A 19,370-nucleotide genomic window follows, 5' to 3' on the forward strand; every position below is an offset into this window, starting at 1 on the left:
ACGCTGGAGGCGGACAGGACAGCCTGTCCGCCTCCGGCGTCTGGTTAGGAGCGGACTCAGTACTCCACGACGGGGGTCAGGGTCACGTTGCCGTCGATGACGGACAGCCGGCCGGTGAAGCCGAATTCCTGCTCGATCTCCCGCTCAACGGAGGCGCCGGTGAACAAGTCGATTTCCACGACGTTCAGCTTGGCGACGCCGGTCAGCGGGCTCAGCACCCAGCTGCCCTTGAAGGGTTCTACCTTAACGTCCGGGTACTTCACGATCGACCAGTTGATGGTGTCGTCCCGGACGCGGTCCATCGCGGCGCTGAACGGGCAGCCGGAGGGCTGCAGCACGCGCTGCTCCGCGCACGAGTCGAGGAAGGCGTTGACCTGGGCGCCCAGGTCCTGAACCAGCTTGGGGGTGGCTGCCGTCGCCAGCGAGAGTTGGGCGTCCTGCGCGTTTTCCGGGCCGGTCAGTACGGATTCCACGACCGGGGCGGCGAAGTAGTCGCTCGCGTAGTGCGCCTCGAAGGTGCCGGGATAGAACACCGCAAAGGAATTCCTGCCTTCCGGCAGCGCCACCCGGGTACCGTTCAGTGAGGCCTCGTTCTCGTTGATCACGTCCACGCTGATGGTGGGAAGAGTGCTGGGTACGAAGGACCACTGGTTGAAAAAGAACCACGTCGTGCCGGTCTTTTCCAACGTGAACGTCGAGGTGTGCGGCGCCCCGCCAACCGTGTAGTGGACGGGCAGGTCCACCTTGTCCTCGCCCGCCGGCACCGGATCGCCGACTTCCAGGTCTTCGATGTCCTCCACCGAGGCCTTGAGCGCGGCGCCGTCGAGCATGGCGGCGTTGGCGTCCGGCACGGTTGCGTGAAGCAGACCGAGCGCCGCACCGCCGTCGCCGTCTTCCAGCGCTTTGAAGTACGCCTTCACCTGGTGCTGCGGGCTGAACACGAACGCATTGACCAGCATGATCGTCACAGCGGCAGCGGCCACGGCAAGCATCAGGCACAGCAGCCACGTGGCCACGGTCCTGAGCACTGTCGAATTTCCCACCCGCCCTACGTTACCTGCTGAGGGCGCCCGTTACCTGTCGGCGCGGTTCCCCGGACCGGTGTCAGCTGCGTTACATGCCGGCGGCTGGGCGTTCTGCCATAATCGGCCCATGGAACTGGCAACCGAGGACCTCAGGCATCTGCGGCGCTGCGTTGAACTGGCCCGTGAAGCGTTGGACGACGGCGACGAGCCGTTCGGTTCGGTGCTGGTCGACGCGGGCGGCAACGTCGTGTTCGAGGACCGCAACCGCGTCAAGGACGGGGACCACACCCGGCACCCGGAGTTCGAGATTGCCCGCTGGGCAGCCAGGAACCTTCCACCCGGGGAACGCAGGGCGGCAACCGTCTACACCTCGGGCGAGCACTGTCCGATGTGTTCGGCGGCGCACGCCTGGGTGGGCCTCGGACGGATTGTCTACGCAGTGTCATCCGAACAGCTGGGCCGGTGGCTGGCGGAGTGGGGCGTCGGGCCGGCGCCGGTGGCCGCGCTGCCGATTCAGCAGGTGGCGCCGGGAACCTTGGTGGACGGGCCGTCCGGCGAACTGGCGGACGAGGTCCGCGCGCTGCACCGGCAGTACCACCGGCGCTGAGCGCCGCCGGGGACGGTTACTTGACCGCGAACGGCGGGCGCATCAGCCCGTCGTCCACGGACTCCGCCGGGTCGGAGCCCAGGTCCACGATCCTGTTGCCTGCGTCCACGTGCACCACCGACGGCACGAAGGACCTGGCCTCGTCGTCGGTCATGTCGGCATAGGTAATCAGGATGACGAGATCGCCTTCGTGCACCAGGTGGGCGGCGGCACCGTTGATGCCCAGCACGCCCGAGCCGCGTTCGCCGGCGATGGTGTACGTCTCCAGCCGGGCGCCGTTCGTGACGTCCACGATGGAGACCAGCTCGCCGGGAAGGATATCGGCGGCGTCCAGCAGGTCGAGGTCCACGGTCACGGACCCGACGTAGTGGAGATCCGCGTGCGTGACCGTGGCACGGTGGATCTTGGACTTGAACATTTTGCGCATCATCGCCTACCAGTTTAGTCCCCGCCCCGGCCGCCCCCGAAAGGGTTCCCGATCTGGCCCGCCGCCGGCGGCAGGTCTAGGGTGTACCCACAGGGGGCAACAACCTGCTTCAGCGAGGGCGATCGACGCAGGAGGCATGTGATGAGTTCGGAAATCGGCAGCAGCCGGCGGGACGGCGGGGTGCGGCCGGGCGACGATGTTCCGGCTGCCGCCCGCGAACCGCGGGACGGCGGGACCGAGCCCGCGCAGGCCGAACCCCCGCCGACCGAGGCCATGCCGGTGGCGGGCCAGGACCGCACCCGCAACGACCCTCCGGAGACGGCCGTGTTCGGCCGCCGGCCCACGGCGGACGACATGGACCCGGACGCCGCCGGCGGGAGCCCGGATGACGGGATGTATACCGAGCGGGGCTACCGGGACACCAGCGCCTACCGGCCCGAACCAACCCTCGACGAGGACTTGCTGTACCAGCGGCAGCACAATGCCTACGGCGGGCTGAGGCTGGGGTCTGCGTTCTTCGGCTGGCTGGCCGCCACGGCCATGATCGTGTTGCTCACCGCGGTCGCCGCCGGTGCCGCCGCGGTTTTCGGCCTCGCCAACGAGGCCGACGTGCGCAGCAGGCTGGACGACATCTCCGCCGGCAACGGGCCGGACGCCATGATCGCGGGGGCGGCACTGGCGGCCGGCATCCTGATCGCCTATTTTGCCGGCGGCTACGTGGCCGGACGGATGGCGCGCTTCGATGGCGTCCGGCAGGGCTTCGCGGTCTGGCTTTGGGGCCTGGTCATGGCGGTCATCGCGGGCGTGATCGGGCTGTCCGCCGGCGGGCTCGGCCTGCTGACGGGACCGGCGCCGGTGATCGACCGCCCCATCGGGCAGTTGGCGGTGCCGGGCCTGGTGGCGCTGGCCGTGGTGCTGCTGGCGAGTCTCGCCGGGTCGCTTCTGGGCGGTGCCGCGGGCATGCACTACCACCGGGCCATCGACCGTGCCGGCTTCGTGGCGGACGACGACGAGTAGGGCGGCCGCTTCCCGCAGGGATGGGACAAACAAAGGCACCCCGGTCCGAGGGGCCGGGGTGCGCAGTGCGTGTGGAGCGGGCGACGGGAATCGAACCCGCGTATCGAGCTTGGGAAGCTAGCGCTCTACCATTGAGCTACGCCCGCACAGGATCCGCCGTGCAGGCGGATCCGGTCAACAACGAAACCGAGTTTACCCCAGTTCTGCGGCTGGCCGGAATTCAGGCCGGCTGGCCGGCCGTGGAGGCTTCCCGTTCGCGGGCTTCGGCGATTTCCTCTGCCCGGGCACGGTTGGCTTCCTCCGTCAGCGCCGCGCCGGCCGAGGCATCACGGGTCAGGTTTTCACCGGTCTCGGGGTCGAACAGATGCATCTTTCGAGTGTCCAGCCACAGTTCGGCGGAGCGCCCGCCGCGAATCCGGCTGGCGGCGTCCAGCGTGACCACGATCTGCGGCCGCAGTTCCTCGGCGTCCATCTCGCTGGCCAGCGAATTCAGCAGCTCCCGCACGGCGGGGTCCGGGTCGAAGTTGATGTAGCCGTACTGCTCGTTGCCCAGCCACTCGGTGTGGGTCAGTTCGGCCATGAACGTGGATCCCCGGTCCTTCTTGTGTTCTTCCACCAGGGAGGCGTCCTCAAAGAACTCGGGCCGCAAACCCGCGAGCACCACCTTCCTGCCTTCGGCCGCCCTGGCCCTGTCACCGGACACGGGGATGTCGCCGATCGGCGTCTTCAGGACGTTGCCCTCCAGGGTGGCCGGCAGGAAATTCATGGAGGGCGATCCGATAAAGCCCGCCACGAACAGGTTGACGGGCTGCTCGTAGAGTTCCCGCGGGGAAGCGATCTGCTGCAGCAAGCCCTTTTTCAGCACCGCCACCCGGTCGCCAAGGGTCATCGCCTCGGTCTGGTCGTGCGTGACGTAGACGCTGGTGACTCCCAGCCGCCGTTGCATCTGCGAGATCTCGGAGCGCATCTGGCCCCGCAGTTTCGCGTCCAGGTTGGACAGCGGCTCGTCGAACAGGAAGGCATCGGCCTGGCGCACGATCGCCCGGCCCATGGCCACGCGCTGCCGCTGGCCGCCGGACAGGTTCCCCGGCTTGCGCTCCAGGTGGTCGGTCAGTTCCAAGGTCTTCGCGGCGTCGGTGACGCGCCTCCGGATATCGTCCTCGGTGAACTTGCCCTTGGCCAGGCGCAGCGGGAACGCGATGTTCTCGAACACCGTCAGGTGCGGGTAGAGGGCATAATTCTGGAACACCATGGCCAGGTTCCGGTCCCTGGGGGCCTTTTCGTTGACGCGGTCGCCGTCGATCAACAGGTCGCCGGAGGTGATGTCCTCCAGCCCCACGATCATGCGCAGGAGGGTCGACTTGCCGCAGCCGGACGGTCCCACCAGAATGATGAACTCGCCGTCGGCGATGTCGATGCTGACGTCGTTGACGGCGGCGAAACCGTCGCCGTACTCCTTGACGAGGTTCTGCAGCGTGATCGATGCCATGGGATTTCCTTTCCTGCCGCGGGCTCAGCCCTTGACGGCGCCTTGGGTCAGGCCGGAGACGATTTGGCGCTGGAACAGCAGGACCAGCAGCACGATGGGAATGGTGACGATGATGGCCGCCGCGGAAATAGCGCCGACGGGGGATTCGAACTGGGAGGCGCCGGTGAAAAAGGCCAGCGCCGCGGGAACCGGCCGCGCCGCTTCGGTGGACGTCAGCGAAATGCCGTAGACGAAGTCGTTCCACGCGATGAAGAAGGCGATGATCGCCGTCGTAAAGACACCGGGTGCGGCCAGCGGCACGATGGCCTTGCGGAACGCCTGCCAGGTGGTGGCCCCGTCAACCTGTGCGGCCTGTTCCAGTTCCCACGGAATCTGGCGGAAGAACGCGGCCAGCGTCCAGATGGAGATCGGCAGGGTCAGCGAGAGGTAGGGGATGATCAGCCCGGGCCAGGTGTCATAGAGGCCGATGTTCCGCCAGATGTTGAACAGCGGCGTGACGATCGAGATCACCGGGAAGATGGACACCGCCAGCGCGGTGGTCAGGATGACCTTCTTGCCGGGAAAATCCAGCCGCGCGATGGCGTAGGCGCACAGGGTGGCCAGCACGACGGCGATGAAGGTCGCAATCAGCGCGATGCCGATCGAGTTCCGCAGCGAGCTCAGGAACAGCTCCTGCGCCGAGCCGACCAGGATCTGCTCGTAGTTCGAACCCGTCCAGGTGTTGGGCAGGAACTGTCCGGAGGTCAGTTCGCTGGGCAGCTTGAACGAGGTGGCCAGGATGGACGCCACCGGGAACAGCGCATAAATAAGCACCAGCACGGAGATGATGGTCCAGATGACCCGCTCCTTGGTCCGCGACGCTCTCATCACTTGCCTCCTCTCTGGCCGGCGAGGTCCACTTTGAACAGCTTGACGGCGATAAAACAGATCAGCAGTACGCAGACGAAGAGCAGCACGGACACCGCCGAACCCAGCCCGATTTCCAGCCGCCCGATCGAGGTCCGGTAGGCCAGCAGCGACAGCACCTCGGTGCCGAACGCGCCGTTGGTCATGATGAACACGTTGTCGAAGATGCGGAACGCATCCAGCGCGCGGAACAGCACGGCCACCATGATCGCCGCCTTCATGTTCGGCAGGATCACGCGCCGCATCCGCTGCCACCAGGTGGCGCCGTCGACCTCCGCCGCCTCGGTGAGTTCGTCGGGAACCTGGGCCAGGCCGGCGAGCAGCAGCAACGAGATGAACGGCGTGGTCTTCCAGATCTCGCTGGCCATGATCACGCTCAGCGATGTTCCGGTGTTGGCGAACCAGTTCAGGTCGGGATCAATCCCGGGCACCCAGTCGAACCATGAGTTCACGAAGCCGGAGTTGATATCGAACATGTAGAACCAGGCGAACGCGGACACCACCGTGATGATGCCGTACGGGACCAGGATCGCGGTGCGCAGCCAGCCTCGCACCGCCTTCAGCGCCTTGTGCATGACCAAGGCCAGCGCGAAGCCCAGGACGAGTTCGACGACGACGGTCACCACGGTGATCAGCAGCGTGACGCCCAGGTCCCGCCACCAGACGATGTCCGTGAGGATCACGCCGTAGTTGGCCAGCCCGATGAACTCGCGCTCGTCCGGCGCGGTGAGGCGGTAGCTGAAGAGCGAGTCGAACACGGCCTGCAGGATCGGGTAGGCGGTGACGGCCAGCATGATGACGAAGGCGGGACCGGCCAGCAGCCAGCCCAGCCGCCGCTCGGCCTTGGCGCGGTCGCTGTACTGCTGGACCGCGCGCCGCCGTCCTGCCCGTCCGGTCCCGCTGGCGGGCTGGGTGGGGATTTCGATCGAGGTGCTCACAGCAGGTTCTCCCCCCGTAGAACGGAGACGATGAAGTCTGAGGTTTCCTGCGGCGTCGTGGCCGGATCCACCTGCGACGGCGGGGCGAAATTCTGCTGCAGGCTGGTGGAAACTTCGTTGTAGAAGACGGTCTGCGGCCGCGGCGCGGACAACTCCAGGGACTCGCGGATGGTGTCCGCCATCGGGAAGGACTCCTCGATCCGCGGATCCTCGTAGGCCTCCGTATTTGAAGGCGGGTTGCCGTTGGTGATGAAGTACTCGGCCTGGTTCTCCGGGGTGACGATGCACTCGATGGCCGCGTAGGCCAGGTCGGGATGCTCGCTCGCGGCGCCGACGCCCAGATTGATGCCGCCCAGCGGCGGAGCGGCGGGGTCGGTTTCGTTCATCTGCGGGTACAGGGTCCAGCCGATGTCCTCGATCAGCGAGGGGTCCACCGTGCCTTCTTCCGCGGCGGTGTTCGTGGCCGGCCAGACGAACGGCCAGTTGACCATGAACGAGCCCTCGTCGCCCTGGAACAGGATCATGGAGTTGTTCTCGTCCTGGGTCGGCAGCCCCGGGCCGCCCAGCCCCTCCCGGCCGATGGTCGAGATGACCTCCGCCGCAGCCGTCCCGGGATCGCTGGCCAGCCCCAGCTCTATCTGATCGGCGTCCGCCTCGGGGTTCTCCAGGATCTGACCGCCCGCCGACTCGACCAACGCGTTCAGCCACACGGTCATGGACTCGCCGCGCTGGCCCTGGACGCCCAGGAACTTCTCCTGCTCGGCCGCGGCATCCATCAGCTGCTGCCACGTGACCGGCTGCGTCATGTCCAGGCCGGCGGCTTCGGCCACCGACTTCCGGTACCACAGCAGTTGGGTGTTGGCCCAGAACGGGACGGCGACCAGCTCGTCTTTCCACGTGGCCCCCGCGAGCGCGCCTTCCACCACGTTCTGCGTGGTGCGCTCCGCAACATCGTCCGGGACCGGCGCCAGGAACCCGGGCTCGGCCAGTTCGGGGATGAACGGCGGGTCCAGGCTCATGATGTCCAACGACGAATCGCCGGCCGCAAGGCGCCGGGCAAGCTGCTCCCGCTGGGAGGCCGCGTCATTGGGCAGCAGCGACGTCTCGATCCGGTACGCGCCGTCCGCCTGATCGGTGCACAGTTCCGCGATCGTCGCCTGCCCCCCGTCGTCGGGGTTGATGTACCAGGTCAGGGTGGGAGTTCCATCCTCGGGGCTGCAGCCCGCCAGCAGCGTGGCTCCCAGCGCCAGCGTCACCGCCGCCCCCACGCGGGCTGTCGCGCGCCGGGGGCGCCGCCGGTTTTCGTCCTTGGGCATCGGCATGAGCCTCCCATTCTGGTAGACGCACTGGCCGCCCGGCTTCCGTTGCGCTTTGTGCCACGCAGCCTTGTGAAATAGAGCGTATTCTCCTGCAGGCGAATGCGCCATGGTTCGGCGGAGGTCAGGGACTGCGGGCCGGGGAATACCGCACGGCGGGCGGCACGTTGTGCCCCGTACTGCCGGAGTGCCCGGCAATTGATTTGAGGGACGGCGAGCATGACAACTCCACGCGACGAGACCCGCCGGCGGGAAAGCTGGCTCCGGTTCAGGGACAACCGGAACCAGGCGCTGGCAGCGGAGCACGGCTGGCTCACGCTCACCTCGCTGCAGTGGCTGCCGGCCGAGCCCGCGCGGCTGGAAAAGATCACCGGCCTGTGGAGCGCCAACGGGCCGGCATCCGGCGGCGGCCACGCCTCGTTGACGGCGAGCGCCGAGGACGGCCTGTATCTGGCAGACAGCGGGGAGCCGGCTACCGGCACCTTGACGGCATCCCTGGGAAACGAGGAGTCGCTGCTCTGGGTGCGCCGCGGCAGCGTCGCCGTCGAATTGGCCGTCCGGGGCGACCGGTACGCCATCCGGACGCGGGACAACGACTCGCCCAAGCGGCGGGACTTCGCCGGGGTCCCGGTGTTCGATTACAACCCGGACCTGGTGGTGGCCGGCCGGTTCCAGGCGTATCCGGAGCCCCTCGCGCTGCAGATAGCCACCTCGAACCCGGCGGTGGGAGGCATCGCCACCGCCGTCGGCACGGTCAGCTTCGAATTGGGCGGAACCGTCCATACCTTGGTGGCGGAGCAAGAGAAACTGGGCGCCCTGTCCCTGAACTTCCACGACGAAACCAACGGAGACAGCACCGCCGGCTGGCGTTCCGTGGTGACCCGCCGTCCCGGGCCCGACGGCACGGTGCTGATCGATTTCAACCGGGCCACCAACTTCCCCAGCGCCTTTACCGCGTTCGGCACCTGCCCGATGCCGGTGGAAGGCAACATCATTGCGGCACCGGTGGAGGCCGGGGAGCGCCGCATGCGCTGAGCATCGCCGGGAACGGTGGCGCTTTGCCGCTCCTCTGCGGCAGGATCAGTGGATGGAACCAACGGCGGGAGACTTCCGCACCATCACCGATGACCTGGCCGACCGCTTGGCGGAGCTCCCTGACGATGCCTGGGACAACCCCGCGCTGGAGCTGGAGTGGAGCTGCCGCGAGACGGTGGCCCACGTCATGGACGACTTCGCGTTCTACGCCCTGCAGCTGTCGGGGCGGAACCCGCCGCGGGACGGCTACGTGGCGCTGCTGGACCCGCCGCCCTGGCGCCCGGGCGGGCCGCAGATCCTGTTCTGGCCCGACCCTGCCACGGGAACGGCCGGCATCGTCGGTTGTTTCGATGCCGCCGCGGGACTGCTGTACGCGGTGACGGCCACGGCCACCCGCACCCACCGCGGTTACCATCCGGCCGGGACCTCGGATGCCTCCGGATTCGCGGCGATGGGCATCGCCGAAGCCGTGTTGCACGGTTTCGACATACTGGCCGTCCACGGGGTCGGCTACCGGCCTGACGAAGCCGTCTTGAGACGGGTGCTGAACCGCATCTTTCCGGCCGCACGGCGCACCGACGATCCTTGGCAGGATCTGCTCCACGCCAGCGGCAGGACGCCCGAAACCCGCGGCCGGAAGTGGCGGTGGGACTCCTCGGTCCGCGGCTGAGGACCCCAGCGCGGCTGCGGAGCATTCGCGGCGCCGGGGCCGTAGGCTGGTAGCAGGCCTGCAACGAGGCAGGAGGACCGACGGAAGCCGCCATGACCGTAGACAAGAACACCCGACGTCTCGAGGACGACATCGAGACTGATTTCTCGGACAAGATGAGCTATGGCTCCTACCTGTCCCTGAGTCAGTTGCTCTCCGCCCAGCACCCGGTCAGCCGCCCGGAGCACCACGACGAGATGCTGTTCATCATTCAGCACCAGACGTCCGAGCTGTGGTTGAAGCTGGTGCTGCACGAGCTGCGCACCGTCCGGCAGAAGCTGCGCGACGACGACTTGCGGTTCGCCATGAAAGGCATTGCCCGGATTAAGCACATCCAGCGCTCGCTGACCGAGCAATGGTCCGTGCTGGCCACGCTGACGCCTTCCGAATACGCCGAATTCCGGGGCGATTTGGGTGCGGCGTCGGGCTTCCAGTCCTACCAGTACCGTGCCGTGGAGTTCCTGCTGGGCAACAAGAACAAGGGCATGCTGGCCGTCTTTGCGGACGATCCGGCCGCCCAGGCCATGCTGGGCGAGCTGTTGGAACAAAGCAGCGTGTACGACGAATTCCTGGCCTACCTGCACCGGCACGGCTACCCGGTTCCGGCGGAGCTGCTAAACCGTGACGTGACCGAGGCCCACGAGTTCAACCAGGAACTGGTAGGGACGTTCAAGGCCGTCTACGAGAATGCCGGCGCGAACTGGGACGTCTACGAGGCCTGCGAAGAACTGGTGGACCTGGAGGACAACTTCCAGCTCTGGCGCTTCCGGCACCTGAAGACGGTGGAGCGGACCATCGGGATGAAGCAGGGCACCGGCGGATCCTCCGGCGCCGGCTTCCTTCGCCGGGCGCTGGAGCTCACCTTCTTCCCGGAGCTGTACGCGGTGCGCACGGAAATCGGCAAGGCCTGACCGGCGGCTTCTAAGCTGCCGGCGGAGGCCGTTCGTTCCCCCGCCGACAGCGGCCCGGTGGCCGCCACCGAGAGAGCTGCGGCCCGCCTGGTTCAATCGTCGCACCGCTTACACCGTTCCGACCAGAGGCCCGGTGCAAGTGCCCGGGCGGAGGCCGCGTCATGCGTCGGGGGAGAGCGCCGGTCCCGTGTATTTTTGAAGGGTGCTGATCTCCGACCGCGATATACGTGCCGAACTGGACTCCCAACGCATCGTCCTGGATCCGTTCCAGCCGGACATGATCCAGCCCTCAAGCGTGGACGTGCGGCTTGACCGGTTCTTCCGGCTGTTCGACAACCATAAGTACGCCCACATCGACCCGGAGTTGGAGCAGCCGGAGCTGACCCGGCTGGTGGAAGTGGACCCCGAGGAACCGTTCGTCCTGCATCCCGGCGAATTCGTGCTCGGCTCCACGTACGAGACCGTGACGCTGCCCCATGACATCGCGGCCCGGCTGGAGGGCAAGTCCTCGCTGGGGCGGCTGGGCCTGCTGACCCACTCGACCGCAGGGTTCATCGATCCCGGTTTCTCCGGGCACGTGACGCTGGAACTCTCCAATATGGCGACGCTGCCGATCATGCTCTGGCCGGGCTCCAAGATCGGCCAGCTGTGCTTCTTCCGGTTGTCCTCGCCGGCGGAGCATCCGTATGGTTCGGGCGTATACGGCAACCGCTACCAGGGCCAGCGCGGCCCCACGGCTTCGCGCAGCTACCAGAACTTCCACCGCACCGTCATCGAACGCTGACCCTGGCCGGGCGTCTCAGGCGCGGGGCGTACTGGCGCGCTGGATCCGTGCCGGTGTCTTGACCGGCAGCAGCGCCAGCAAGCCGGCGACCAGCACGATGAGGATGCCCAGGATGCCGTGGCGCTGTTCGCCGAAGACGGTGATGGACAGCGCAAACAGGGACGGGGCCAGGAAGCTGACGGCGCGCCCGGTGGTGGCGTAGAGGCCGAAGAATTCGCCCTCCTCGCCGCGCGGCGCGAGCCGGGCCAGGTAGGCCCGGGACGACGACTGGGCCGGCCCCACGAACAGGCACAGCAGCAGGCCGAAGACCCAGAACGTGGTGTCGCCGATCCAGGCGTTGCCCAGGAACACGTGGTTGCCCGGGCCCAGCGCGAAAATGGCGACGGCGGCGACGATCAGCCCGACCAGCGCCCCCACGATGACGTTCTTCGGGCCGATGCGGTCGTCCAAGACCCCGCCCGCGACCGCGCCGACCGCTGCGACGACGTTTCCGGCGATGGCGAAGACAATTACTTGGCTGAGCGAGAAGCCGAAGGTGCCGGCGGCGATCACCCCGCCGAAGGTGAACACCGCCGCGAGCCCGTCGCGGAAGATGGCGCTGGCGATCAGGAAGAAAATCGTGTGCGGGCTGGAGGTGAAGATCGCCTTGATGCGGCGGAAGAGCAGCCCGTAGGACGCAAAAAAGCTCAGCGACGCGGCGGCAGGCTGGCGCGGGATCTCCGGGACGGCGAACAGTACCGGCAGCGCGAAGGCCATGAACCACACGGCGCAGAACACCGCCACCAGGCGGATGTTCAGCCCGTTCTCCGCCGTCGCCCCGAACCAGCCGGTTTCGGGCAGGACAAACCCGACCAGCACCAGGGCCAGCGCCACGACCCCGCCGACGTAACCCATGGCCCAGCCGAAGCCGCTGACCTTGCCGATGGTCGACGGCGTGGAGATCTGGGTGAGCATCGCGTAGTAATTCACGTTCGCGAACTCGAAGAAGATGTTGGCCAGCGCGATGAGTCCCACGCCCAGGAAAAGGAAGCCGGGGGAGGGGAAGACGAAGAAGCACAGGCCGGTCAGTACCGCGACGGCGACGCTGTTGAGCCCGAGCCACAGCCTGCGGCGGCCCCCGGTGTCGGAGCGTTGCCCGGTGACCGGGGCCAGGAGGGCGATGGCCAGCCCGGCGATAGCCAGCCCGTAGCCGAGGATTTCGGACGCGAAGGCCTCGCCGCCGAAGGCATCGCTGGTCAGATAGACGGTGAACACGAAAGTTGTCATGACCGCGTTGAAGGCGGCGGAGCCCCAGTCCCAGGAGGCCCAGGCCATGACTTGCTTTTTATTCAACCGCTCCGCGGCCACGCCGCCCGCCGTGTGGGTTGCCGGAATGCCGGCCGACTCAGTCATACCGCGATGCTATCCGTTTCGCCTGCTGCGAACTTTGAGCAGCGCCGGGAGCCGCGTGAATCTTTGGCGAACAGCGGGATCACGAGCCCGCCGCGGCCTTCCCGGCCGCTGTCCGCGGCCCTCCCGGCGGCTGTCCGCGGCCCTCGGCGGCGCCGCGCCGTCTATGCCATGGGTAGAATGGACCTTGGCCCTGTCCGTCTAAATCCTTGGCAAACCCGAAGGAAGTTCCGGAGTATCCTCGTGCTGATTGTGCTCACCCTGCTTTTTGCGGTGGCCTTTATAGCGCCCTTAATTTTCCGGAAGCTCGGCCGGTCAACGTTCTATATCCTCGCCGCGGTTCCCGCCGCCGGATTCGTCTGGCTGATCGCCACGTTCGACAACTACACCGGGTCCAGCCAGGCGGCGCTGGACGGCGCTCCGAACGCCCCGCCGTCGGAGGTCTTCGCCTGGGTCCCGGGCCTGCAGCTGGAACTGGCCTTTCGGATGGACACCCTCGCGGCGGTGCTGTGCATCCTGATCCTGGGCGTCGGCGCCCTGGTGCTGTTCTACTGCGCCCGCTACTTCAAGGCCGACGATCCGGACATCGGTCCTTTCGGTGCGCAACTGCTGGCCTTCAGCGGCGCCATGTTCGGCCTGGTCACCGCCGATGACCTGATCCTGCTCTACATTTTCTGGGAACTCACCACCGTCCTGTCCTACCTGCTGATCGGGTACGCCAGGCACCGCCTCTCGGCGCGCCGGTCCGCGTTGCAGGCCCTGATGGTTACCACCCTCGGCGGGCTGACCATGCTGGTTGGCCTGCTCATGATCGGCCAAACCGCCGGCACCTACCGGATCTCCGAGATCCTCGCGGCAGCCGGAACGCTGATGGCACACGGCCAGATCATCGACATAGCCATCCTGCTGGTACTCATCGGCGCGATCAGCAAGTCCGCGTTGGTTCCCTTCCACTTCTGGCTCCCGGCGGCCATGGCGGCGCCGACCCCGGTCAGCGCCTACCTCCATGCCGCCGCCATGGTGAAGGCCGGCATCTACCTGGTGGCGCGGCTGTCGCCCGGATTCTCCAGCACCGACTACTGGCACGGCGTCGTGCTGGGGCTCGGGCTGCTGACCATGCTGGTGGGCGGCTGGCAGGCCATGCGCCAGAACGACCTGAAGCTGATCCTCGCCTACGGGACGGTCAGCCAACTGGGCTTCCTGACCCTGGTGGTCGGGCTCGGTTCGCAGGAAGCCGCGCTGGCCGGAATGGGCCTGTTGCTGGCCCACGGTTTCTTCAAGGCGACCCTGTTCCTGGTGGTGGGCATCATCGACCACCAGGCCGGAACGCGTGACATCCGCGAACTGTCGCACCTGTACCGCAAGGCCCCGAAACTGTTCGTGGTCGCCGTCATCGGTGCCGCGTCGATGGCGGGCCTGCCGCCGCTGCTGGGCTTTGTCGCCAAAGAGTCGGTCTACGAAGCCTTCATCCACCGGGCTGAAGTCTCCGGCTGGGTGGGGGGCCTGCTCCTGGCCGGCGTGGTGGCCGGATCCATCCTGACCTTTGCCTACAGCGCCCGCTTCGTCTGGGGCGGGTTCGCGGCCAAACCCGGCCGCGCGGCCATCGAGTTCAAGCCCATTCCGTGGGCCTTCCTGGCGGCTCCCGCCGTGCTCGCCGTGGCCACCGTGGTGTTCGGGCTCTGGCCCGCCCCGGTGGAAGCCGCCGTCGCCCCCTACGCCGGTCTCTTCACCCTGGACACCGCGGCCACGCACCTGGCGCTGTGGCACGGGGTGACGCCGGCTCTCGGGCTGACCGCCGTCACCATCGCCGCCGGTGTCGCCCTGTTCCTGCTGCGCACTCCGATAGCGGCCTTCCAGGCCAGGATCCGCTTCATCCCGGACGCGGACCGGATCTACCGCGGCATCATCGGCGTGCTGGACGAGGTGGCCATCTGGGTCACCGGCCGGACCCAGCGGGGCTCGCTGGTCTTTTACCTGTGCGTGATCCTGATCGTGGCGATCGTGACTCCGCTGAGCGCCATCGTCCTGATGGACGCTCCGCTGCCCGAGAGCGTGGTGTGGTTCGATACCCCGGCGCAGGCCATCGCGGGGCTGATCGTGGCGGCAGGAGCGCTGGGTGCCATCCGCGCGAACAAGCGCTTCATGGCGGTGCTGATGGTCTCGGTGGCCGGCTATGGCCTGGCCTTCATCTTCGCCATGCAGGGGGCGCCGGATCTGGCGCTGACCCAGATGCTGGTTGAGACAGTCTCCCTGGTGGCCATCGTGCTGGCCCTTCGGTCCCTGCCGGCGCGACTGTGGCTGCGCACGCCGGGGCGCTTCAAACTGCTGCGCGCCATCATCGGCGCCGCTTTCGGCCTCACGATGATAGTGATCGCGATGACGGCGATGGCGGCACGCACGGCCGATCCGGTGTCCCTGGCCCTGCCGCAGTTGGCCTATGAGGGCGGCGGCGGCGAGAACATCGTCAACGTCATCCTGGTGGACATCCGGGCCTGGGACACGTTCGGCGAGATTTCCGTGCTGGCCCTGGCAGCTACCGGCGTGGCCAGCCTGATCTTCATCCGGAGCCGCGGGGAGAAGCGTCCGGAGCCCGTGGACGCCGTCGCCAGCGGATCCGTGGGGCGCGGCTACGAGACCGTGGCGCACTCGGACCGCGAGGCGGCGGCCCTGGCGACGGCCCGCAAGTTCGCCGTCGTCCCGCGCGACGCCTGGCTGGTGGCCGGCCGCACCCTGGCGCCCGAGCGCCGCTCCATCATCTTCGAGGTGATCACCCGCCTCCTCTTCCACTCGGTGATGATCTTCTCCGTCTACCTGCTGTTGACCGGCCACAACCTCCCCGGCGGCGGGTTCGCCGGCGGCCTGCTGGCCGGCATCGCGCTGACCGTCCGCTATCTGGCCGGCGGACGGATCGAACTGGCCGAAGCCACGCCCATCAGCGCCGGCCTGCTGCTGGGCCTGGGGCTTGGCGCCGCGGCGCTGACCGCCGTCGTCCCGCTCTTCCTGGGCGGCCAGGTCTTCCAGAGCGCGATCCTAGAATTCAGCCTTCCGGTCTTCGGCGACCACAAGTTCGTCACGTCGACGATCTTCGACATCGGGGTCTACCTGGTGGTGGTGGGCCTGGTGCTGGACGTGCTGCGCAGTTTCGGCGCCGAGATCGACGAACGCACGGAGGAACGGACCCACGGCCGCCGCAAGACCGCCGAACTGCAAGTGCCCGCAACGATCGAGGAGGAGGTGTCCCGGTGACCGTGAACCTGACGCTGCTGCTGGTGATGGGCGTGCTGTTCGCCGTGGGCGTCTACCTGATCCTCGAACGCAGCCTGACCCGGGTCATGCTCGGCCTCATGCTCATCACCAACGGCGCCAACCTGCTGCTGCTCAGCACCGGCGGCCCGGCGGGCCTTGCCCCCATTTTCGGCAGCGACATCCCCGCCGACGCCTACAGCGATCCGCTGCCACAGGCGTTGATCCTGACCTCCATCGTGATTTCCTTCGCCGTCACCGCTTTCATGCTGGCCATCATTTACCGCTCCTGGGTGCTGGGGCGGCAGGACGAGGTGCAGGACGACATCGAGGACCGCCGCGTGGCCAACCAGCCCACCTTCGACGCCGAGGACGACGCGGAAATTCCGGCCGAGACCACCGAGTTCGTCCCGCCCGACGAAGCCGAGGAAACGCCAGCCACCACGAGGTCACGGATGGAGAGAAAGCAGTGAACGCCGCCACCATCGCGCCGCTGGCAGTAGTCCTGCCGCTGCTGGGTGCTGCCCTGGCGTTCGTGCTGATCCGCCACCCCAACGCGCAGCGCCGGACCGGCGCCATCACGCTGACGGTGACGCTGGCACTGGAAGCCGTGATGCTGGCCTCGGCCTGGGCCAACGGCGCGCAGGCGGTGAACCTCGGCGGCTGGCTTCCCCCCTTTGGCATCACCCTGGTGGTGGACGAGCTGTCCGCCCTGATGCTGGTGGTCTCCTCGGCCGTCAGCCTGGCGGTGCTGCTGTACGCCTCCGGCCAGGGCATGACCGACGGCGACGAAGAAGGCCCGGTCTCGATCTTCCACCCGACCTACCTGATCCTGGTGGCGGGCGTTTCCAACGCGTTCCTGACCGGCGACCTGTTCAACCTGTACGTCGGCTTCGAAATGCTGCTCACGGCCAGCTACGTGCTGATGACGCTGGGCGGCACCAGCCCCCGGATCCGCGCCGGGGTGACGTACGTCGTCGTCAGCGTCATTTCCTCGGTGCTGTTCCTGGTCTCCATCGCGATGATCTACGCCGCCACCGGGACCATCAACATGGCCGACCTGGCGATCAAGCTCGGGCAGTTGGATCCGGCCACCCAGATGACGCTGCACCTGATGCTGCTGGTGGCCTTCGGCATCAAGGCGGCGGTATTCCCCCTGTCCTTCTGGCTCCCCGACTCCTATCCGACGGCGCCGGCACCGGTTACCGCGGTGTTCGCCGGCCTGCTCACCAAGGTGGGCGTCTACGCCATGATCCGCACCGAGACACTGCTGTTCCCCGGCGACCGGCTGAACACGTTCCTAATGATCGTGGCCGTGCTGACCATGGTGGTGGGCATCCTCGGGGCCGTGGCCCAGATCGACATCAAGCGCATGCTCTCTTTCACACTGGTCAGCCACATCGGCTACATGGTGTTTGGCCTGGCGATGTCCTCGGTGGTGGGGCTCGGCGCGGCGGTCTATTACGTGGCGCACCATATTACGGTGCAGACCAGCCTGTTCCTGGTGGCCGGGCTGATCGAACGACGCGGCGGAACCACGAACATGGACCGGCTGGGCGGCCTGGCCAAGCTGTCGCCGCTGCTGGCCATCCTGTTCTTCGTCCCGGCCATGAACCTGGCCGGGATCCCGCCGTTCTCCGGCTTCCTGGGCAAGATCGGCCTGGTGCAGGGCGGCGTGGAACTGGGCACCCCGGTCGCCTGGGTGCTCGTGGCGGGCAGCATGGTCACGTCGCTGCTGACCCTGCTGGCCATGGCACGGGTCTGGAACCGCGTGTTCTGGCGCCGCCCCGAAGACGCCGAGCACCCGGACCCGGTCCTGGTGGCTACCAAGCCCGACGGGTCCGCACTGCGGACCACCCGCCACGTGGAAAACAAACCGCACGGGCGGTTCACCGGCCGCGGCGTCGTCCAGCTGCTGCCGCTGCCCATGGTCTGGCCGACGGTCGGGCTGGTGGCGATGGGCGTTGCCCTGACCGTGTTCGCCGGGCCCCTGTTCGAGCTCAGTGACCAGGCGGCGCGGGAGATGCTGCAGCGCACCCCGTACGTCGAGGCCGTCCTGGGTGAGGGCGCAATGCAGGAGGTGGGCCAATGAGGAAACCGCGCATCTCCATCTGGGTCGAGCTGCCGCTGCTGGCCTGGCTGGTCATCCTCTGGGGCTCCCTGTGGCAGGATTTCAGCCCGGGCAACCTGATCTTCGGCCTGCTGATCGCGCTGCTCATCGTGAACCTGTTCTACCTGCCGCCGGTCGAACTCAGCGGGCGCTTCAATCCGCTGGCCGCGGGAATTTTCGCCGCCACGTTCGTCTGGCAGGTCGCGGTCGCAAGCGTCGAAGTCCTGTGGCTGGCCCTGACCCGCGGCCCGACGCTGCGCAACGCGGTGGTGGCGGTCCGGCTGCGAAGCCACTCGGATCTGCTGGTGACTGCCACCGGGCATGCCATTTCGCTGATCCCCGGCAGCTTTGTGGTGGACGTGGACCGCTCGACGTCCACGCTTTACCTGCACGTGATCGACGTTGACACCGAGGAGGCCGCCGAGCGTTTTCGCGCCCAAGTGCGGCGGATCGAGGCCGGCCTGATCCGGACGATGGGCACGAAGGAAGAACTGGCGATGGTCAAGGCCGAAGGTACCGGCAGGGGAGGTGCAGTGTGAACGGGGACGTCATTCCGGTCGCGCAAATCGTCGTGAGCGCAGTGCTGGCCGGGGCCGCTGTACTGTCGCTGATCCGGCTGGCCCGCGGGCCGTCGCTGCTGGACCGGCTGCTGGCCATAGACGTGCTGCTGGCGATCGTCTGCGCCGGACTCATCGTGGACATGGCCGCCGGCGGCCACATGAACAACCTGACGCTGGTCGTCGTCATCAGCGTTGTCGGCTTCATCGGCTCGGTCGCCGTGGCTCGTTTCGTGACGGACGGGCGGCCCCGTGAACACTGACTTGATACTCGACATCGCGACCGCCGTCTGCCTGATCGCCGGCGCGGGGATGTCCCTGGCCGCGGCCATCGGCCTGCTGCGGTTTCCCGACCTGCTCTCGCGGATGCATGCGGCCACGAAGCCCCAGGTCTTCGGCCTGCTGCTGCTGCTGACTGGACTGGGATTGCAGCTGCGCAACTGGGTGGCGGTGCCCGTGCTCCTCATAGCCTGGCTGTTCCAGTTGCTGACCGTGCCGGTTTCCGCCCACATGGTAGGCCGGGCCGGCTACCGCACCAAACACCTGCGCAAGGAAATCCTCAGCGTGGACGACCTCGACGCGGTGGTGGAGGCGGCGGCACGGGAAGACGCCGCGGCGTCCTCAGATGACGCACCGCTTGCCGGTCCCGGTGCCGCCGCCGACGGCGGCAGCCGTGCTGTGGCCGGCGGGCAGGACGCCGGGAAGCCGGGGGAACGGCGTAGCGCTGGGGCGGCGGCCGTTCCCGGGCGGACCGAGCGGGGCGGCGCCGGGCCCGCGGGCACTCCATAACCTGCGGACCAAGGGGGAGGTAACGCCGACCAAGGGGGAGGTAACGCGCCGACCAAGGGGGGGCGGTAACCTGCCGACCAACGGGGCGCGTGCCTTGGGCGGGTGCCGACGGCCGGTA

At 67.6% G+C, this 19,370-nt stretch carries 18 protein-coding genes, 1 tRNA gene and 1 pseudogene; 12 read left to right on the plus strand and 8 right to left on the minus strand.

Features of this window, described 5'->3' with window-relative positions; all coding sequences use genetic code 11:
- Positions 1-56 precede the first annotated feature (56 nt).
- On the minus strand, positions 57-1,043 hold the full coding sequence (locus tag AC5RW2_RS12150; RefSeq protein ID WP_494073979.1) for a hypothetical protein: 987 nt from the start codon (positions 1,041-1,043) through the stop codon (positions 57-59).
- A gap of 109 nt (positions 1,044-1,152) precedes the next feature.
- Here AC5RW2_RS12150 and AC5RW2_RS12155 point away from each other — a divergent pair, with 109 nt between their 5' ends.
- A complete protein-coding gene (locus AC5RW2_RS12155; protein WP_494000723.1) occupies positions 1,153-1,632 on the plus strand; it encodes a nucleoside deaminase in 480 nt (159 codons plus the stop codon).
- Positions 1,633-1,648: 16 nt separating this feature from the next.
- Here AC5RW2_RS12155 and panD read toward each other — a convergent pair whose 3' ends face one another.
- A complete protein-coding gene (gene panD, locus AC5RW2_RS12160) occupies positions 1,649-2,062 on the minus strand; it encodes an aspartate 1-decarboxylase (RefSeq protein WP_494000722.1) in 414 nt (137 codons plus the stop codon).
- A 138-nt stretch (positions 2,063-2,200) separates the two neighbouring features.
- Here panD and AC5RW2_RS12165 point away from each other — a divergent pair, with 138 nt between their 5' ends.
- Positions 2,201-3,076, plus strand: a complete 876-nt coding sequence (locus AC5RW2_RS12165) for a hypothetical protein (protein WP_494073980.1) — start codon at positions 2,201-2,203, stop codon at positions 3,074-3,076.
- A gap of 72 nt (positions 3,077-3,148) precedes the next feature.
- Here AC5RW2_RS12165 and AC5RW2_RS12170 read toward each other — a convergent pair.
- The 5 genes from AC5RW2_RS12170 to AC5RW2_RS12190 form a co-directional block, all read right to left on the minus strand.
- A tRNA-Gly gene (locus AC5RW2_RS12170) sits at positions 3,149-3,222 on the minus strand.
- Positions 3,223-3,296: 74 nt separating this feature from the next.
- Positions 3,297-4,565 carry an ABC transporter ATP-binding protein gene (locus tag AC5RW2_RS12175; protein WP_494073981.1) on the minus strand — a complete coding sequence of 423 codons (1,269 nt, stop codon included), beginning with the start codon at positions 4,563-4,565 and terminating at the stop codon, positions 3,297-3,299.
- Between the two features lie 24 nt (positions 4,566-4,589).
- Positions 4,590-5,432: a carbohydrate ABC transporter permease gene (locus AC5RW2_RS12180; RefSeq protein WP_494022333.1), complete on the minus strand. Its 843-nt coding sequence runs from the start codon at positions 5,430-5,432 to the stop codon at positions 4,590-4,592.
- Positions 5,432-6,391: a carbohydrate ABC transporter permease gene (locus tag AC5RW2_RS12185; protein WP_494013010.1), complete on the minus strand. Its 960-nt coding sequence runs from the start codon at positions 6,389-6,391 to the stop codon at positions 5,432-5,434. Before AC5RW2_RS12185 ends, AC5RW2_RS12180 begins: the two co-directional genes overlap by 1 nt.
- A 14-nt stretch (positions 6,392-6,405) precedes the next feature.
- Positions 6,406-7,725 carry an extracellular solute-binding protein gene (locus AC5RW2_RS12190; RefSeq protein WP_494049428.1) on the minus strand — a complete coding sequence of 440 codons (1,320 nt, stop codon included), beginning with the start codon at positions 7,723-7,725 and terminating at the stop codon, positions 6,406-6,408.
- Between the two features lie 219 nt (positions 7,726-7,944).
- Between AC5RW2_RS12190 and AC5RW2_RS12195 the strand changes: the two genes are divergently transcribed.
- From AC5RW2_RS12195 to dcd, 4 genes are all read left to right on the plus strand, one after another.
- On the plus strand, positions 7,945-8,760 hold the full coding sequence (locus AC5RW2_RS12195; protein WP_494073982.1) for a DUF1684 domain-containing protein: 816 nt from the start codon (positions 7,945-7,947) through the stop codon (positions 8,758-8,760).
- Between the two features lie 52 nt (positions 8,761-8,812).
- The gene (locus tag AC5RW2_RS12200; protein ID WP_494049430.1) at positions 8,813-9,430 is read left to right on the plus strand and encodes a DinB family protein; all 618 of its coding nucleotides are present in this window, start codon (positions 8,813-8,815) and stop codon (positions 9,428-9,430) included.
- Positions 9,431-9,522: 92 nt separating this feature from the next.
- Positions 9,523-10,380 (plus strand): tryptophan 2,3-dioxygenase, encoded by an 858-nt coding sequence (locus AC5RW2_RS12205; protein ID WP_494073983.1) that lies wholly within the window; start codon positions 9,523-9,525, stop codon positions 10,378-10,380.
- A gap of 202 nt (positions 10,381-10,582) precedes the next feature.
- Entirely contained in the window at positions 10,583-11,164 is a 582-nt protein-coding gene (gene dcd, locus AC5RW2_RS12210) for a dCTP deaminase (protein WP_494000714.1), read from the plus strand.
- Between the two features lie 15 nt (positions 11,165-11,179).
- On the opposite strand, the gene AC5RW2_RS12215 is transcribed toward dcd, so the two are convergent.
- Positions 11,180-12,478, minus strand: coding sequence for an MFS transporter (locus AC5RW2_RS12215; RefSeq protein ID WP_494074070.1), 1,299 nt, complete (start codon positions 12,476-12,478; stop codon positions 11,180-11,182).
- Between the two features lie 318 nt (positions 12,479-12,796).
- On the opposite strand from AC5RW2_RS12215, the gene AC5RW2_RS12220 reads away from it, so the two are divergent.
- The 6 genes and pseudogenes from AC5RW2_RS12220 to mnhG form a co-directional block, all read left to right on the plus strand.
- Positions 12,797-15,799: a Na+/H+ antiporter subunit A gene (locus AC5RW2_RS12220; protein ID WP_494073984.1), complete on the plus strand. Its 3,003-nt coding sequence runs from the start codon at positions 12,797-12,799 to the stop codon at positions 15,797-15,799.
- Positions 15,796-16,269 carry a Na(+)/H(+) antiporter subunit C gene (locus AC5RW2_RS12225; protein ID WP_493989594.1) on the plus strand — a complete coding sequence of 158 codons (474 nt, stop codon included), beginning with the start codon at positions 15,796-15,798 and terminating at the stop codon, positions 16,267-16,269. The genes AC5RW2_RS12220 and AC5RW2_RS12225 overlap by 4 nt, the downstream gene beginning before the upstream one ends.
- Positions 16,266-17,888: a Na+/H+ antiporter subunit D gene (locus tag AC5RW2_RS12230; RefSeq protein ID WP_494000711.1), complete on the plus strand. Its 1,623-nt coding sequence runs from the start codon at positions 16,266-16,268 to the stop codon at positions 17,886-17,888. The genes AC5RW2_RS12225 and AC5RW2_RS12230 overlap by 4 nt, the downstream gene beginning before the upstream one ends.
- Positions 17,885-18,445 (plus strand): Na+/H+ antiporter subunit E, encoded by a 561-nt coding sequence (locus tag AC5RW2_RS12235; RefSeq protein WP_494000710.1) that lies wholly within the window; start codon positions 17,885-17,887, stop codon positions 18,443-18,445. The genes AC5RW2_RS12230 and AC5RW2_RS12235 overlap by 4 nt, the downstream gene beginning before the upstream one ends.
- Positions 18,442-18,726, plus strand: a complete 285-nt coding sequence (locus AC5RW2_RS12240) for an MrpF/PhaF family protein (protein WP_494000709.1) — start codon at positions 18,442-18,444, stop codon at positions 18,724-18,726. Before AC5RW2_RS12235 ends, AC5RW2_RS12240 begins: the two co-directional genes overlap by 4 nt.
- Positions 18,716-19,093, plus strand: a pseudogene (gene mnhG / locus AC5RW2_RS12245) (monovalent cation/H(+) antiporter subunit G); the annotation flags it as partial. The gene AC5RW2_RS12240 and the pseudogene mnhG, both read left to right, overlap by 11 nt.
- Between the last annotated feature and the right edge of the window lie 277 nt (positions 19,094-19,370).

It is taken from the genome of Arthrobacter sp. B0316-1-20 (assembly GCF_059091865.1).

Bases quoted from the DNA above. Each gene is read 5' to 3' on its own strand.
- AC5RW2_RS12200 (WP_494049430.1), top strand. From the start codon at position 8,813: ATGGAACCAACGGCGGGAGACTTCCGCACCATCACCGATGACCTGGCC.
- AC5RW2_RS12175 (WP_494073981.1), bottom strand. From the start codon at position 4,565: ATGGCATCGATCACGCTGCAGAACCTCGTCAAGGAGTACGGCGACGGT.
- AC5RW2_RS12165 (WP_494073980.1), top strand. From the start codon at position 2,201: ATGAGTTCGGAAATCGGCAGCAGCCGGCGGGACGGCGGGGTGCGGCCG.
- AC5RW2_RS12215 (WP_494074070.1), bottom strand. From the start codon at position 12,478: ATGGCCTGGGCCTCCTGGGACTGGGGCTCCGCCGCCTTCAACGCGGTC.
- AC5RW2_RS12180 (WP_494022333.1), bottom strand. From the start codon at position 5,432: ATGAGAGCGTCGCGGACCAAGGAGCGGGTCATCTGGACCATCATCTCC.
- AC5RW2_RS12190 (WP_494049428.1), bottom strand. From the start codon at position 7,725: ATGCCCAAGGACGAAAACCGGCGGCGCCCCCGGCGCGCGACAGCCCGC.
- AC5RW2_RS12205 (WP_494073983.1), top strand. From the start codon at position 9,523: ATGACCGTAGACAAGAACACCCGACGTCTCGAGGACGACATCGAGACT.
- AC5RW2_RS12235 (WP_494000710.1), top strand. From the start codon at position 17,885: ATGAGGAAACCGCGCATCTCCATCTGGGTCGAGCTGCCGCTGCTGGCC.
- AC5RW2_RS12155 (WP_494000723.1), top strand. From the start codon at position 1,153: ATGGAACTGGCAACCGAGGACCTCAGGCATCTGCGGCGCTGCGTTGAA.
- panD (WP_494000722.1), bottom strand. From the start codon at position 2,062: ATGATGCGCAAAATGTTCAAGTCCAAGATCCACCGTGCCACGGTCACG.
- AC5RW2_RS12195 (WP_494073982.1), top strand. From the start codon at position 7,945: ATGACAACTCCACGCGACGAGACCCGCCGGCGGGAAAGCTGGCTCCGG.